The sequence below is a fragment of the Geodermatophilus sp. SYSU D00879 genome, from assembly GCF_054050375.1.
This window is the reverse complement of sequence record NZ_JBJGZF010000022.1, coordinates 25,076-39,530: the sequence shown is the minus strand read 5'-3', so window position 1 is coordinate 39,530 and position 14,455 is coordinate 25,076. Positions and strand designations below refer to the sequence as shown.

Below are 14,455 nucleotides of genomic sequence, written 5' to 3'. Positions count from 1 at the left end.
CCGGGTGGGCCGTTGGTCAGCGCGGGCACCGAGGCGCGACGCGGTGCCCGGCCCGTGCTCCCGTCGTCGCGGTCGGGAGCGCGGGCGGCGCGACCGACGGCACGGGGGTGCCGGTCGCGACCGGGACGGTCCCGTCCCGACGGCCGGGGGCGGAGGCGCCCCGCGCCCGGCCGTCCGGGACCCGGTCCGCCGGGTGCAGCCGGGCCGCCCGTCCGGCGCCCGGATAGGCTCGATCGGTGGCGGGAACCCGGATCGGCGTGATGGGTGGGACGTTCGACCCCATCCACCACGGCCACCTGGTCGCCGCCAGCGAGGTGGCCGGGCTGTTCGGTCTGGACGAGGTGGTCTTCGTCCCCACCGGCCAGCCGTGGCAGAAGACCGAGCGCGAGGTCAGCCCCGCCGAGGACCGCTACCTCATGACCGTCATCGCCACCGCCTCCAACCCCCGGTTCTCGGTCAGCCGCGTCGACGTCGACCGCGAGGGCCCGACGTACACGATCGACACGCTCACCGACCTGCACGCCCAGCGTCCCGACGCCGAGCTGTTCTTCATCACCGGCGCCGACGCGCTGGCGCAGATCCTCAGCTGGCGGGACAGCGACCGGTTCCTCCGGCTGGCCCACTTCATCGGGGTCACCCGCCCCGGGTTCGCCCTCGCCGACGGGCACCTGCCCGAGGGTGCGGTCAGCCTGGTCGAGGTCCCGGCCCTGGCGATCAGCTCCACCGACTGCCGCGACCGCGTGGCCCGCGGCATGCCGGTCTGGTACCTCGTGCCCGACGGCGTGGTGCAGTACATCGAGAAGCGCGGCCTGTACCGCGCCGGCGGCCGGCGCTCGCCGGGCCCGCGCGTCGACCGGCCCACCTACGACCGCCCCCCGGCCACCCCCGCGCCCGCGGACCCGGCCGCCCCCGACCCCACTGACCCACCGTCTGCCCACCTCCGGGAGGTGCCCCGATGACCGCCTCCGCCGAGGCCCGGGAGACCGCGCTGCTCGCCGCCCAGGCCGCCGCGGACAAGCTCGCCACCGACGTCTCGATCGTCGACGTCAGCGACCGCCTGGCCATCACCGACGCGTTCGTGCTCGCCGCGGCGCCCAACGAGCGCCAGGTGCAGGCGATCGTCGACGAGGTCGAGGAGCGGCTGCGCCGGCACGGCGTGAAGCCGGTCCGCCGCGAGGGCGTCGCCGAGGCCCGCTGGGTGCTGCTGGACTTCGTCGACGTCGTGGTGCACGTCCAGCACGCCGAGGAGCGCGCCTACTACGCCCTCGAGCGGCTGTGGAAGGACTGCCCGACCATCCCGTTCGTCGACCGCGCCGCCCCGCCCGCCGCCGACGGCGCGCCCGCCGCGACCGGCACGCTGTCCACCGACGACGTCGACCCGGGCAGCGCCGACCCGGTCCCGCTGGCGCCCGACCCGACCGAGCACCCCACCGAGGACGACCTCACCGACGACGAGCTCGCCGACGAGGACGCCCTCGAGGGCGACCCGCTCCAGGAGGACGCCCTCGGCGGCGCCGCCGACGGGGACGCGGGGACGACCGGCCGGTGACGGCCCCCGCCGCCCTCGACCTGCCGGTGCCCCGGCTGGTCGTCTGGCGGCACGGGCGGACCGAGTGGAACGCCACCGGGCGCTTCCAGGGCCAGATGGACCCGCCGCTGGACGCGGAGGGCCGCGCCCAGGCCGCCCGCACCGCGCCGCACCTGGTGGCCGCCGGGCTGGCGGCGGGGACGACCGTCGTCGTCGCCAGCGACCTGGTCCGCGCCGCGGACACCGCCACCGCGCTGACCGGCCTGCTCGGCGTGCCGCTGCGGCTGGACGAGCGGCTGCGCGAGCACGGGCTGGGCTGCTGGGAGGGGCTCACCCGCGCCGAGGTCGCCGAGCGCCACCCCGAGCAGTACGCCGACTGGCTCGCGGGCCGGCCGGTGCAGGGCCGCGGCGGCGAGGAGGCCGCCGACGTCGCCCGCCGGGCGCTGGCCGCCCTGCGCGACCTGCCGCCGGCCGAGGTGGCCGTCGTCGTCACCCACGGCGGGACCGCCGGCCGGCTCGTCGAGGCCCTGCTCGAGCTCGGCCCGCAGCACCGGCGGGTGTTCGGGCCGCTGGCCAACTGCGGCTGGAGCGAGCTGGCCCGCCAGGGGGACCGGTGGCGGCTGATGCGGCACAACGCCGTCGTGGCCGCCCTGCCCGGCCGGGTCGAGGGACCGGCCGCAGGCGTCCCGGCCGACGCCGCGGCCACCCCGGAGGGGGCCGCGCCCCCGCCGGCCCAGGACGCCGACGCGGTCACCTGAGGACACCCGCGCGACGCCGGCCGTCCGCCTGCGCGTCGGCCGCTGACCTGCGGCGGGCTAGCCTCCCCTGGTGTCCGTCGCCGTGGTCACCGACTCCACGGCCTACCTGCCGTCCGACCTCGTCGCGCGGTACGGCATCGAGGTGGTCCCGCTCTACGTCGTGCTCGCCGGGCACTCCGGCCGGGAGGGCGCCGAGATCACCCCGGAGGACGTCGCCCGGGCGCTGACCTCCCGCGGCCAGCACGTCTCGACCTCGCGGCCCACCCCGGGCGACTTCGTCGCCGCCTACCGCCGCCGGCTCGCCGAGGGCGCCGACCGGGTGGTGTCGGTCCACCTGTCCGCCGAGCTGTCGAGCACCTGGGACGCCGCCCGGATGGCCGCCGCCCAGGTCGGGGAGCACCTCGTCACGGTCGTCGACTCGCGGTCGACGGCGATGGGCACCGGCTTCCCCGTCCTCGCCGCCGCCCGTGCCGCGGCCGAGGGCGCCTCCGCGGCCGAGGTCGCCGCCGTCGCCGCCCGGACCGCCGCGCGCACCCGCACGCTGTTCGTCGTCGACACCCTCGAGCACCTGCGCCGCGGCGGCCGCATCGGCTCGGCCGCCTCGCTGCTGGGCACCGCGCTGGCGGTCAAGCCGGTCCTGCACGTGGCCGAGGGGCGGGTCGTGCCGCTGGAGCGGGTGCGCACCTCCGCGCGCGCCCTCGCCCGGCTGGTGAAGCGCGCGGAGGAGGCCGCCGGCGGTCCCGGTGCCTCCCTGGCCGTCCACCACCTGGCCGCACCCGAGCGCGCCCAGCGCCTGGCCGCCGAGCTGCAGCGCGCCGTGCCCGAGGTGCGGGAGCTGCACGTCAGCGAGCTCGGGGCGGCGGTCGGCGCGCACGTCGGGCCGGGCGCGGTCGGCGTCGTGGTGACCCCGGCGGACGGGGACTGAGGGAGGGGCGGACACGGGGCGCAGCGTGCACCCGGCCACCGCCGGAGCGCCCACGCCCGTCCACAGCCCGCACCGCCGTCCACAGCTCCCGCGGACCGGTCCTCCCGGGCGGGTGGGCTGCCTAGCGTCCGCCGCGTGCGCCTGCCCTCCCGCCCCGACCCCGCCGCCGACGTCATCCGTGCCCGCCTCCGGGTGCTGCTCGACGAGGGCCGGCGCTCGGGCTGGCTGCCCGACGACGACCCACTCGAGTCCCCGCCGCGCACCGGCGTCGCCCTCCTGCGCCGCCCGGAGTCCCGCGGGGACCGGGTCGACGACCTCGACGACCTCGATGGCGACCGCGACGACGACCCGGACGACGACGCGGCGGACGAGGCGGACGGGCGGCTGCCGGGCGGGCTCGGCCGGCACCGGGCGCCGGGGCGCGCGGTGCGGGTGGACCCCGGCCGGCGCGGCAGCGCGGCGCTGTGGCTGACCGGCCTGGTGGCGGCGCTGCTGCTCGCCGGGTGGACCTGGTTGCAGCAGCCGGAGGTGGAGCCGGCGCCGGAGGCCGTCCCGGCCGTCGACACGGAGCCCACGCCCGCGGAGGTGGCCGAGGCCCGCACGACGGTCGTCGTCTCGGTGGTGGGCCTCGTCGTCACGCCCGGCCTGGTGACGTTGCCCGAGGGCGCCCGCGTCGCGGACGCGGTGGCCGCGGCCGGCGGCCTCCTGCCCGACGCCGACCCCGCCTCGGTCAACCTGGCCGCGGTCGTGAGCGACGGGCAGCAGGTCGCCGTCGGCGTCCCCGGCGTGGCCGCCGGGCCGGCCGGCGGAGGAGCCGCCCCGGCCGGCCCGCTGGACCTCAACGCCGCCACGGTCGCCGACCTCGACGCCCTGCCCGGCATCGGCCCGGTGCTCGCCCAGCGCATCGTCGACCACCGCGGGCAGCACGGCCGGTTCACCAGCGTCGAGCAGCTCGACGACGTCCCGGGCATCGGCCCGGCCGTCTACGGCGAGCTGGCCGACCTGGTCCGGGTGTGAGCGTCTCCCCGGACCGGCGCTGGTCGTGGCTGGACCTGCGCCTGGTCCCGGCCGCCGCGGCTGCCTGGGCGGTCACCCTCGCCGCCGGCCCGCTGTCGCCCCCGGTCCTGCTCGTGCTGGCCGGCGCGGCCTCGCTCGGGGCGGTGCTGCTCGTCCGGCACCGGGGACGGGCCGGCGTCCTCGTGCTCCTCGCCGTGCTCGCCGCGGTGGCCACCACCGCGACCGTCGCCGCTGTCCGCGGTGCCGCCCGCGCCGCCTCCCCGCTCGCCGACGTCGCGGCCGGCCGCACGATCGACGTGGTCCTGGAGGTCGACGGCGACCCGCGGCGCGTCGCCGGCGTCGGCGCGCCCCGGCTGGTCCTGGACGTCACGGTCACCGCGCTGACTGACCCGGCGGCCACGGTGTCGCTGACCGCCGGCGCCGTGCTGTTCGCGCCGGCGGAGGAGTGGACCGGCGTGCTGCCCGGGCAGGTGGTGCGCACGCGGGTGGCGGTGGCGACCGCGCCCGCCGCCGACGGCGTCGTCGCGCGGCTGTCGGCGCGCGGCCCGCCGGAGCCGGTCGAGGGGCCGTCCCGGCTGCAGCGCGCCGCCGGTGCCGTCCGCGACGGGCTGGCCGCCTCCGCCCGGCGCGTGCTGCCCGGACCCGCGGACGGGCTGCTGCCCGGCCTGGTCGTCGGCGACACCCGGGGCCTGGACCCGGTGCTGGAGGAGGACTTCCGCCGCGCCGGCCTGTCCCACCTCACCGCGGTCTCCGGCGCCAACGTGGCGATCGTCCTCACCGGCGTGCTCGCGCCGCTGCGCCGGCGGGCGGTCGACCGCCGGGTGCAGGCGGTCGTGGCCCTCGTGGTCCTCGCCGGCTTCGTGGTGCTGGTCCGGCCAGACGCCAGCGTCCTCCGCGCGGCGGCCATGGGCGCGGTCACCCTCCTGGCGCTGGCCTCCGGCCGGGCGCGGGCAGCGGTCCCCGCGCTGGCCGCATCGGTGGCGGTGCTCCTGCTGCTCGACCCGCGCCTGGCCCGCGACGCCGGCTTCGCCCTGTCGGTCGCGGCGACGGCGGCGATCGTGCTGCTGGCGCCCCGCTGGTCGCGCCGGCTGCAGCGGCGGGGTTGGCCGCGCACGCCCGCCGACGCGGTGGCGGTCGCCGCGGCCGCCGGGCTCGCCACGGCCCCGCTCGTGGCGGGCCTGTCCGGGCTGGTCAGCCCGGTGTCGCTGCCGGCCAACCTGGTCGCCGCGCCCGCCGTGGCGCCGGCGACGGTGCTCGGCCTGCTGGCGGCCGTCGTGGGGCCGGTCGTGCCGGTCGCGGGGGACGGGCTCGTGTGGCTGGCGGGCTGGCCGGTGCGGTGGCTGGTCGCCGTGGCGCAGACTGCGGCCGCCCTCCCCGACGGCGCGACCGGCTGGCCGGCCGGCACCGGCGGCGCGCTGCTGCTGACCGTCCTGTTGCTCGCCGCCGGGCTGGCGCTGTGGCGGTGCCGGCGGCTGCGCCCGCTGGGACTGGCCGCGCTGCTCGGGCTGGTGCTGCTCGGCTGGCCGCTGCGCCAGGTCGCCGACGGCTGGCCGCCGCCGGAGACCGTGCTGGTCGCGTGCGACATCGGGCAGGGCGACGCGCTGGTCCTCCCGACCGGCCCGGGCGAGGCCGTGCTCGTCGACGCCGGCCCGGACGTGGGCCCGGTCGACCGCTGCCTGGACCGGCTGGGCGTCGACCGGCTGCCGCTGGTGCTGCTCTCGCACCTCGACGCCGACCACGTCGGCGGGCTGGCCGGCGCGCTGGACGGGCGGGAGGTCGGCGTCCTCGCCACCGGCACGCTGTCCCCGGCCGACGACCGCGCCGGCGACCTGGCCCGCGCCGCCGCCCGGGCCGGGGCTCGCCGCGAGGTCCTCGTCCCCGGTGACCGCCGCACCGTCGGCGGCGCCCGGCTCGAGGTGCTGGCGCCGCCGCCGGAGATCGCGACCGCCGCGGCCGAGCCCAACGACCTCTCGCTGGTCGTGCGGGTCACCGTGCGCGGCGTGCGGGTGCTGCTCACCGGGGACCTGAGCGCGGCCGCCGAGCAGCGGGTCCTCGACCGGGGCGTGGACCTGCGCGCCGACGTGCTCAAGGTCCCGCACCACGGCAGCGCCGACGCCGACCCGGCCTTCCTCGCCGCGACCGGCGCCCGGGTGGCGCTGGTCAGCGTCGGCGCGGACAACACCTACGGGCACCCGGCGCCGCGGCTGCTGTCGCTGCTGGCCCGGGACGGGATGCGGGTGCACCGCACCGACCGGGAGGGCGACCTCGCCGTCGTCGGGTCGGCGGGGGAGTGGGGCGTCGCCGCCCGCGGCGCTCCGGGGGCACGGGCCGGGGCGGTGCACCCCGGCGACGACGGCGTGCCGGGCGGACCCGCGGTGCGGCGGGACCGTCGGCGGGCCGTGACACCATCGGGGCGTGGCAGCGGCACCCCCGGCACCGACCTCCCGCCTGCGGGCCGTCGTCGGCGAGGAGGAGCTGCTGCGCTCCCGCGCCGTGGCCGCCGTGCGGGCCGCCGTCCTCGAGCGCCACCCCGCCGCGGAGGTGCACGAGCTGGTCGCCGCAGGCCTGCCGGTCGGTCAGCTCGCCGACGTGCTGGCGCCGTCGCTGTTCGGCGAGCACCGGCTGGTCGTCGTCGGCGGCGTGCACGAGGCCGCGAGCGCCCTCGTCGACGCCCTGACCGGCTACTGCAAGGACCCCGACCCGGACCTCACGCTGGTCGTCGTCCACCACGGCGGCAAGCGCAACGAGGCGCTGGTCAAGGCGTTCACCGCGGCCGGCGCGGCGCTGGACGAGTGCGCCAAGATCTCCTCGCCCGGCGACCGGGCGGCGTTCGTCCGCAACGAGGTGCGTGCGGCCGGCGGCCGGATCACCCCCGACGCGGTGGTCGCCCTGGTCGACGCGGTCGGCGCGGACCTGCGGGCGCTGTCGTCGGCGGCCACGCAGCTGGTCGCCGACTTCGGCGGGACCATCGACGCCGACGCCGTCGCCCGGTTCCACCGCGGGCAGGCCGAGGTCACCGGCTTCACCGTCGCCGAGAAGGTGCTGGTGGGGGACCGCCAGGGTTCGCTGGAGACGCTGCGCTGGGCGCTGGACCGCGGCGTCGCGCACGTGCTCATCGCCGACGCGATCGCCGACGGCATCCGCACCGCGGCCCGGGTCACCTCGCTGAACACCTCCAACACCGGGGACCTCGCCCGGGCGCTCAAGCTGCCGCCGTGGAAGGTGAAGAAGGCGCAGACGCAGGCCCGCGGCTGGAGCATCGAGGGGCTGCAGCAGGCGATCGGGGTGGCCGCCGAGCTCAACGCCGACGTCAAGGGCGTGGCCGCGAGCGCCGACTACGCGCTCGAGCGGGCCATCCGCCGGATCGTCGACATCCGCACCACCACCGGCCGCGGCCGGGCCCGCGCCGGCTACTGAGCGCCCGTCCCGGCCGGGACGCGCCCCGGAGAGCGACGGGCCCCCGTCCTCCGGAGCGGAGGACGGGGGCCCGGGAGCGCTGGGACGCAGCTCAGCGGCTGGTCAGCTGCTTGGCCATGCCCGACTTGCGGTTGGCGGCCTGGTTCTTGTGGATGATGCCCTTGCTGGCGGCCTTGTCGAGGGCCTTGCTGGCCTTCTGCAGCGCCGTGGTCGCGGCCTCGGTGTCGCCGGCGGCGGCGGCCTCGCGGAAGCGGCGGACGGCCGTCTTCAGGGCGGACTTGACGGCGACGTTGCGCTGACGCGCCTTCTCGTTCGTCTTGTTCCGCTTGATCTGGGACTTGATGTTCGCCACGCGTGAGCCTCGGTGTCTCGCAGGAGGGAAAGGGTCTGTCGGTGCGTCCGGACGGCATGCGTCAGCGGACCGGCCTGCCAGGTTACCAGCGTGCGGCGCGCCGTCCCAACCCGGCCGCGGGGACCCCTCCCCGGCACGGTGCTCCACCGCGGTGCCCCGTCGTGGGACGATGGCGGCACTGTGACGACTCCCGCTGCCACCGATCCCACCCGGATCCGGAACTTCTGCATCATCGCCCACATCGACCACGGCAAGTCGACGCTGGCCGACCGGATGCTCGAGGTGACCGGGATCATCGAGGCGCGGCAGATGCGCGCGCAGTACCTCGACCGGATGGACATCGAGCGCGAGCGCGGCATCACCATCAAGGCACAGAACGTGCGCCTGCCCTGGAAGGTCGGGGACACCGAGTACGTCCTCGACATGATCGACACCCCGGGCCACGTCGACTTCACCTACGAGGTGTCCCGGTCGCTGGCCGCCTGCGAGGGTGCGGTCCTGCTGGTCGACGCCGCGCAGGGCATCGAGGCGCAGACCCTGGCCAACCTCTACCTGGCCCTGGAGAACGACCTCACGATCATCCCGGTCCTCAACAAGATCGACCTGCCGGCCGCCCAGCCGGAGCGGTACGCCGCGGAGATCGCGCACATCATCGGCTGCGAGCCCGAGGACGTCCTCAGGGTCAGCGGCAAGACCGGCGAGGGCGTGCCGGAGCTGCTGGACGCGATCGTCGCGCAGATCCCCGCCCCGGAGGGCGACGCCGAGGCCCCGGCCCGCGCGATGATCTTCGACTCGGTCTACGACATCTACCGCGGCGTCATCACCTACGTCCGCGTCGTCGACGGGCGGATCTCCAGCCGCGAGCGCATCCGGATGATGTCGACCGGCGCCACCCACGAGCTGCTCGAGATCGGCGTCATCTCGCCCGAGCCCAAGCCGGTCGACGGCCTCGGCGTCGGCGAGGTCGGCTACTTCATCACCGGGGTGAAGGACGTCCGCCAGTCCCGCGTCGGCGACACCGTCACGCTGCAGCACCGCCCGGCCGCCGAGCCGATCGGCGGCTACAGCGACCCCAAGCCGATGGTCTACTCCGGCCTCTACCCGATCGACGGCAGCGAGTACCCGCTGCTGCGCGAGGCGCTGGACAAGCTGCTGCTCAACGACGCCGCGCTGACCTACGAGCCGGAGACCTCGGCGGCCCTCGGCTTCGGCTTCCGCGTCGGCTTCCTCGGCTTGCTCCACCTGGAGATCGTCCGCGAGCGGCTCGAGCGCGAGGCCGGCATCAGCCTCATCTCCACCGCGCCCAACGTCGTCTACCGGGTGGTCATGGAGGACGGCACCGAGCACACCGTCACCAACCCCAGCGACTGGCCCGAGGGCAAGATCGACAAGGTCTACGAGCCGGTCGTCAACGCCACGATCATCGCGCCCAGCGACTACACCGGCGCCATCATGGAGCTGTGCCAGAGCCGGCGCGGCCAGCTCGGCGGCATGGACTACCTCAGCGAGTCCCGCGTCGAGCTGCGCTACATGCTGCCCCTCGGCGAGATCATCTTCGACTTCTTCGACGCCCTGAAGTCGCGCACCCGCGGCTACGCCAGCCTCGACTACTCCGAGGCCGGTGAGCAGGAGTCCTCGCTGGTCAAGGTCGACATCCTGCTGCAGGGCGAGGCCGTCGACGCGTTCAGCGCCATCGTCCACAAGGACAAGGCGTACGGCTACGGCGTGATGATGGCCGGCAAGCTGCGCGAGCTCATCCCGCGGCAGCAGTTCGAGGTGCCCATCCAGGCCGCCGTCGGCTCCCGGGTGATCGCCCGCGAGACCGTCCGCGCCATCCGCAAGGACGTCCTCGCCAAGTGCTACGGCGGTGACATCACCCGCAAGCGGAAGCTGCTGGAGAAGCAGAAGGAGGGCAAGAAGCGGATGAAGATGGTCGGCCGCGTCGAGGTCCCCCAGGAGGCGTTCGTCGCCGCGCTCTCCACCAACGAGCCCTCAGCCGCGAAGAAGTGAGCGGCCGGCTCCTCGCCGTCTGCGTCTCCGGCTCCGACCTGCTCCCGCTCCCCGGGCGCCGGCCCGACCGCAGCGGCATCGACAAACGGCCGCGGCCCGGCCGTGTCGCCGTCGGCGAGCTGGGCCTGGACGGCGACGTCCAGGTCAACCGGAAGTACCACGGCGGGGAGGGGCAGGCGGTCTACGCCTACGCCCAGGAGGACGCCGACTGGTGGGCCACCGACCTCGGCCGCGACCTGGCGCCGGGCCGCTTCGGCGAGAACCTGCGCACGGCGGGTGTGGACCTCACCGAGGCGGTCATCGGCGAACGCTGGCGGGTCGGGACGGCGCTGCTCGAGGTGACCGCGCCGCGCATCCCGTGCGCCAACTTCGCCCGCTTCTGGGACGTCCCGGACCTGGTCAAGCGGTTCACCGCGCACGGCGCCACCGGCGCCTACCTGCGGGTGCTCGAGACCGGCGACGTCGGCGCGGGGGACGAGGTCACCGTCGTCGACCGGCCGGAGCACGGGGTCACCGCCGGCCTGGCCTTCCGCGCGCTCACCACCCAGCGCTACCGGATCGGCCAGCTCGAGCCCGCGCTGGCGTCGTTCCCGGTCAAGGACCAGCCCAAGCTCGCCGCGCGGATCGCCGCGAGGGCCGCCGCCCCGGCCTGACCCGGGGCGCGCGCTACCGTGCCCGCGCCGGCAGCCGGCCGGCACGGACGGGGAGGACGACGATGGTGCTGCGCCGTGCTGCCGCGACGGCGGCCGGGCTGGTGGTCGCGGTGTCCGCGCTGGCCGGCTGCGGCGGGAGCGAGCCGGAGGAGTCCGCCTCCGACCTGCTCGCCCGCGCGAAGACCACGCTCGACGAGACGGAGTCGCTGCACTTCGTGCTGACCAGCGAGGGCGCCCCCACCACCGGCACCGCGCTGGTCGGCGGCGAGGGCGACGTCCTCCGCCCGGCCTCGTTCGAGGGCACGCTGCAGGTGCTGGCCGTCGGCTCGGCGCTCGACCTCGCCGTCGTCTCGGTCGACGGCACCGTCTACGCGCAGCTGCCGTTCACCAGCGGCTACAGCGTCGTCGACCCCGCGCAGTTCGGCTTCGGCGACCCCGGCGCGCTGCTGGACCCCGACACCGGCATCTCGCAGCTGCTCGCCCAGGCCGACGCCGCCGAGCTGGGGGAGGAGCGCCGCGTCGACGGCGAGGTGGTGCGCGAGGTGACCGCGGAGATCCCCGGCGACCTGGTCGAGCAGGTGCTCACCAGCGAGGACCCGAGCCAGCCCGTCGAGGCCCGCTTCTCCGTGGCCCCCGAGTCGGGTGAGCTGCGCCGCGCCGAGCTGACCGGCCCGTTCTACGCCGCCGACCAGGACGCCACCTTCACCCTCGAGCTCTCCGACCCCGGCGACGATGTCGAGATCACCGCACCGCCTGTCGGCTGAGTCCCGGGCGCCCGCGGTCCCGGGGCTGCCGCTGGTCGTCCTCGCCACGCTGGCGGTGCTGGTCACCGCGGCCGACACCTACGTCGTCGTCCTGGCCCTGCCGGACATCCTCGCCGGGGTCGGCGTCGGCATCGACGAGCTGCAGCGGGCGACGCCGATCGTCGGCGGCTTCCTGCTCGGCTACACCGCCACGCTGCCGCTGCTGGGCCGGCTGGCCGACCTGCGCGGCCGGGTGCCGGTGCTGGCCGGCTGCCTGCTGCTGTTCGCGCTGGGCTCGCTGCTGACCGCGACGGCGACCGACCTCGGCCCGGCCGTCGCCGGCCGCGGCCTGCAGGGCGTGGGCGCCGGCGGGCTGGTCCCGGCCACGCTGGCGCTGGTCGCCGACCGGTGGCCGCCCGAGCGCCGGGCAGTGCCGCTGGGCGTCGTCGGCGCGGTGCAGGAGGCCGGTGCGGTGCTCGGCCCGCTGGCCGGCGCCGCGGTGCTCGCGGTCAGCGACTGGCGGGCGGTCTTCTGGCTGAACCTGCTGCTCGGGCTGGTGCTCGCCGCGGGGGTGGTGCTCACCGGCAGCGGCCGGCGGCCCGACCCCGTCGGCCTGGTCCTGCTGCTGCTCTGCGGCGCCGCCGCGGGCCTCCAGCTGGCCGAGCCGGCCGCGCTGGCCGAGGACGTCACCCTCGGCCTGGCCTGGGTGCCGCTGGCCGACGGCGTGACGGCCTCGACGCCGCTGGTCCTCGTCGCGGTCGCCGCCGGGCTGGCGCTGGTGGCGCGCAGCCTGGCGCACCCCGCCGGCGCGGTGCTGCCGCTGCGCGGGGTGCCGCGGCTGGTCCGGGAGGTCGACGTGCTGGGCTCGCTGCTCGCCGTCGTCGCGCTGGGGGCCCTGGTGTGGGCGTTCGCCGCGGCCGACCCGGCCACCGAGGTCGTCGCGTACGGCCCGGTGCTGCTGCCGGTCGCCGCGCTGGCCGCCGCCGGCTTCTGGCTGCACGAGCGGCGCGCGCCCGACCCGGTGCTGCCGCTGGGCGCGCTGCGGCCGCCCGGCGCCTGGGGTGCGCTGCTGGTGAACCTGCTGGTCGGGGTGGCGCTGGTGGCCGCGCTGGTCGACGTCCCGCTGTTCGCCCGCGCGACGACGACGCCCGGCGACCAGCTCGGCGCCGCGCTCGTGCTGGTGCGGCTGCTGGTCGCGGTCCCGGTGGGCGCGGTCGCCGGCGGCTGGCTGTGCCGGGTGCTGCCCCCGCGGGTGGTCGCGGCCGGCGGCACGGTGCTGGCGGCGCTCGCGCTGTGGGCGATGACCGGCTGGGGCGAGACGTCGCTGGACCGGTGGTGGTCCACGGTCGTGCTGCTGGCCGCCGGGCTGGGGTTCGGCCTGGCGATCGCGCCGGTCAACGCGGTGCTGCTGGCGGTCACCGGGCCGGCCGTGCACGGCAGCGCCAGCGCGCTCGCCGTCGTCGCCCGGACCGTGGGCATGCTGGTCGGGCTGTCGCTGCTCACCGCGGTGGCACTCCGCCGGTTCACCGCCGAGGTGGCGGCGATCGGCTCGCCGCTGACCGTCTGCCCGGACACCCCGGCGGACTGCCCCGCCTACGACGCGGCCGTGGACCAGGCCGTCCTCACCCAGCTGCACACCGTCTTCGCCGGCGCCGCGGTCGCCGCCGGGCTGGCGGCGGTCGCGGCGCTCGTGCTGCTGCGCGAGGTCAGCCGGGCTCGCGCACCTCGTAGTGCGTGACGGTGTCCTCGCGCTGCACCAGGTACCGGTCGTCCTCGGGGTAGTAGACGGCGGCCTCGAGGTCGTCGCCGGCGAACCCGCGGACCGCCTCCAGCGACTCCCACAGGCTCAGCGCGACGACCTCGGTGCGGCCGTCGCCGAGGTCGCGGGTCAGCACCCAGGCGCCCTCGTTGCCCGGCGTCCGCCGGTACTCGCCGACCCCGGTCTCCTCGACGTAGGCGGCGTAGGCGTCGGCGTCCCCGCTGCGGACCCAGCCCCGCCACACCCGCGCTGTCCTGGCCACCGCCGGCCTCCTCGTCAGAGCGTGAAGACGATCTTCCCGGCGGTGCGGCCCTCGAGCATGCGGCTGAAGCCCTCGCGGGCCTCCTCCAGCGGCAGCTCGACGTCGATCACCGGGCGGACGCCGGTCACCGCGCACATCCGGACCAGCGACTCCAGCTCGTCGCGGGTGCCCATGGTGGAGCCGACCACCGACAGCTGGGTGAAGTACACCCGGTTGAGCTCGGCGCCCGGGTCGAAGCCGGTGGTGGCGCCCGAGGTGACGATGACGCCGCCGGGCCGCAGCGACTTGACGCTGTGGCTCCACGTCGCCTTGCCGACGGTCTCCATGACGCCGTCGACCCGCTCCGGCAGCCGGGCGCCGGTCTCGAAGGCCTGGTCGGCGCCGAGCTCCAGGGCCGCGGCGCGCTTCTCCTCGCTGCGGCCGGTGACCCACATCCGGTAGCCGGCGGCCCTGCCGAGGACGACGAGCGCGGTGGCGACGCCACCGCTGGCGCCCTGCACGAGGACCGTTTGGCCGGGCCGCAGGCCGGAGCGGACGAAGAGCATCCGGTAGGCGGTCAGCCAGGCGGTGGGCAGGCAGGCGGCCTCGGCGAAGGACAGCTCGGCGGGCTTGGGCAGCACGTTGCGCCGGGGGACGGCGACCCGCTCGGCCATCGTGCCCTGGTGCAGCTCGGAGAAGAGCGTGCGCTTCGGGTCGAGCGTCTCGTCGCCGGTCCAGCCGGGGCTGGCGACGACGCCGTGGACGACGACCTCGTTGCCGTCCTCGTCCAGCCCGGCCGCGTCGGTGCCCAGGATCATCGGCATCCGCTCCTGAGGCAGGCCGATGCCGCGCAGGCTGAACAGGTCGTGGTGGTTGAGCGAGACCGCCTTGACCTGCACCGTCGTCCAGCCGTCGGGCACCTCCGGCTCCGGGCGCTCGCCGACCTCCAGGACGGAGAGCGGGTCGTCGGGCGAGGGCGTGGAGACGAAGACGGCGCGCATGCGCCGGACGTTAGGACACCCCCGTCCGGCGGGCGACCGCGCCCGCCGGAC

At 76.9% G+C, this 14,455-nt stretch carries 13 protein-coding genes and 1 pseudogene; 11 read left to right on the top strand and 3 right to left on the bottom strand.

What is annotated here, in order from left to right:
• The first annotated feature begins 236 nt into the window (after positions 1–236).
• The 7 genes and pseudogenes from nadD to holA all read left to right on the top strand — a co-directional run bounded on the left by nadD (position 237) and on the right by holA (position 7,645).
• Entirely contained in the window at positions 237–959 is a 723-nt protein-coding gene (gene nadD / locus ACI79B_RS20910) for a nicotinate-nucleotide adenylyltransferase (protein ID WP_456927069.1), read from the top strand.
• The gene (rsfS, locus tag ACI79B_RS20905) at positions 956–1,549 is read left to right on the top strand and encodes a ribosome silencing factor (RefSeq protein ID WP_456927068.1); all 594 of its coding nucleotides are present in this window, start codon (positions 956–958) and stop codon (positions 1,547–1,549) included. The genes nadD and rsfS overlap by 4 nt, the downstream gene beginning before the upstream one ends.
• Positions 1,546–2,286, top strand: a complete 741-nt coding sequence (locus ACI79B_RS20900) for a histidine phosphatase family protein (protein ID WP_456927067.1) — start codon at positions 1,546–1,548, stop codon at positions 2,284–2,286. Before rsfS ends, ACI79B_RS20900 begins: the two co-directional genes overlap by 4 nt.
• 70 nt (positions 2,287–2,356) lie before the next feature.
• Complete coding sequence (locus tag ACI79B_RS20895) at positions 2,357–3,211, top strand: DegV family protein (RefSeq protein WP_456927066.1); 855 nt, start codon at positions 2,357–2,359, stop codon at positions 3,209–3,211.
• Between the two features lie 135 nt (positions 3,212–3,346).
• Positions 3,347–4,228 (top strand): ComEA family DNA-binding protein, encoded by an 882-nt coding sequence (locus ACI79B_RS20890; protein ID WP_456927065.1) that lies wholly within the window; start codon positions 3,347–3,349, stop codon positions 4,226–4,228.
• Positions 4,225–6,282 (top strand): annotated as a pseudogene (locus tag ACI79B_RS20885) (ComEC/Rec2 family competence protein); the annotation flags it as partial. The gene ACI79B_RS20890 and the pseudogene ACI79B_RS20885, both read left to right, overlap by 4 nt.
• Before the next feature lie 361 nt (positions 6,283–6,643).
• Positions 6,644–7,645 carry a DNA polymerase III subunit delta gene (holA, locus tag ACI79B_RS20880; protein ID WP_456927064.1) on the top strand — a complete coding sequence of 334 codons (1,002 nt, stop codon included), beginning with the start codon at positions 6,644–6,646 and terminating at the stop codon, positions 7,643–7,645.
• Positions 7,646–7,736: 91 nt separating this feature from the next.
• On the opposite strand, the gene rpsT is transcribed toward holA, so the two are convergent.
• Entirely contained in the window at positions 7,737–7,997 is a 261-nt protein-coding gene (rpsT, locus tag ACI79B_RS20875) for a 30S ribosomal protein S20 (RefSeq protein WP_456927063.1), read from the bottom strand.
• 180 nt (positions 7,998–8,177) lie between these two features.
• Here rpsT and lepA point away from each other — a divergent pair, with 180 nt between their 5' ends.
• From lepA to ACI79B_RS20855, 4 genes are all read left to right on the top strand, one after another.
• Positions 8,178–10,007 carry a translation elongation factor 4 gene (gene lepA / locus ACI79B_RS20870; protein WP_456927062.1) on the top strand — a complete coding sequence of 610 codons (1,830 nt, stop codon included), beginning with the start codon at positions 8,178–8,180 and terminating at the stop codon, positions 10,005–10,007.
• Positions 10,004–10,660 carry an MOSC domain-containing protein gene (locus ACI79B_RS20865; protein ID WP_456927061.1) on the top strand — a complete coding sequence of 219 codons (657 nt, stop codon included), beginning with the start codon at positions 10,004–10,006 and terminating at the stop codon, positions 10,658–10,660. The genes lepA and ACI79B_RS20865 overlap by 4 nt, the downstream gene beginning before the upstream one ends.
• Positions 10,661–10,722: 62 nt before the next feature.
• Positions 10,723–11,424 (top strand): LppX_LprAFG lipoprotein, encoded by a 702-nt coding sequence (locus ACI79B_RS20860; protein ID WP_456927060.1) that lies wholly within the window; start codon positions 10,723–10,725, stop codon positions 11,422–11,424.
• Complete coding sequence (locus ACI79B_RS20855; protein WP_456927059.1) at positions 11,393–13,141, top strand: MFS transporter; 1,749 nt, start codon at positions 11,393–11,395, stop codon at positions 13,139–13,141. Before ACI79B_RS20860 ends, ACI79B_RS20855 begins: the two co-directional genes overlap by 32 nt.
• On the opposite strand, the gene ACI79B_RS20850 is transcribed toward ACI79B_RS20855, so the two are convergent.
• Together ACI79B_RS20850 and ACI79B_RS20845 are read right to left on the bottom strand one after the other, a co-directional pair.
• Positions 13,110–13,424, bottom strand: coding sequence for a hypothetical protein (locus ACI79B_RS20850; RefSeq protein WP_456927058.1), 315 nt, complete (start codon positions 13,422–13,424; stop codon positions 13,110–13,112). The genes ACI79B_RS20855 and ACI79B_RS20850 overlap by 32 nt on opposite strands.
• A 14-nt stretch (positions 13,425–13,438) precedes the next feature.
• Positions 13,439–14,404 (bottom strand): zinc-binding dehydrogenase, encoded by a 966-nt coding sequence (locus tag ACI79B_RS20845; protein WP_456927057.1) that lies wholly within the window; start codon positions 14,402–14,404, stop codon positions 13,439–13,441.
• Positions 14,405–14,455 lie beyond the last annotated feature (51 nt).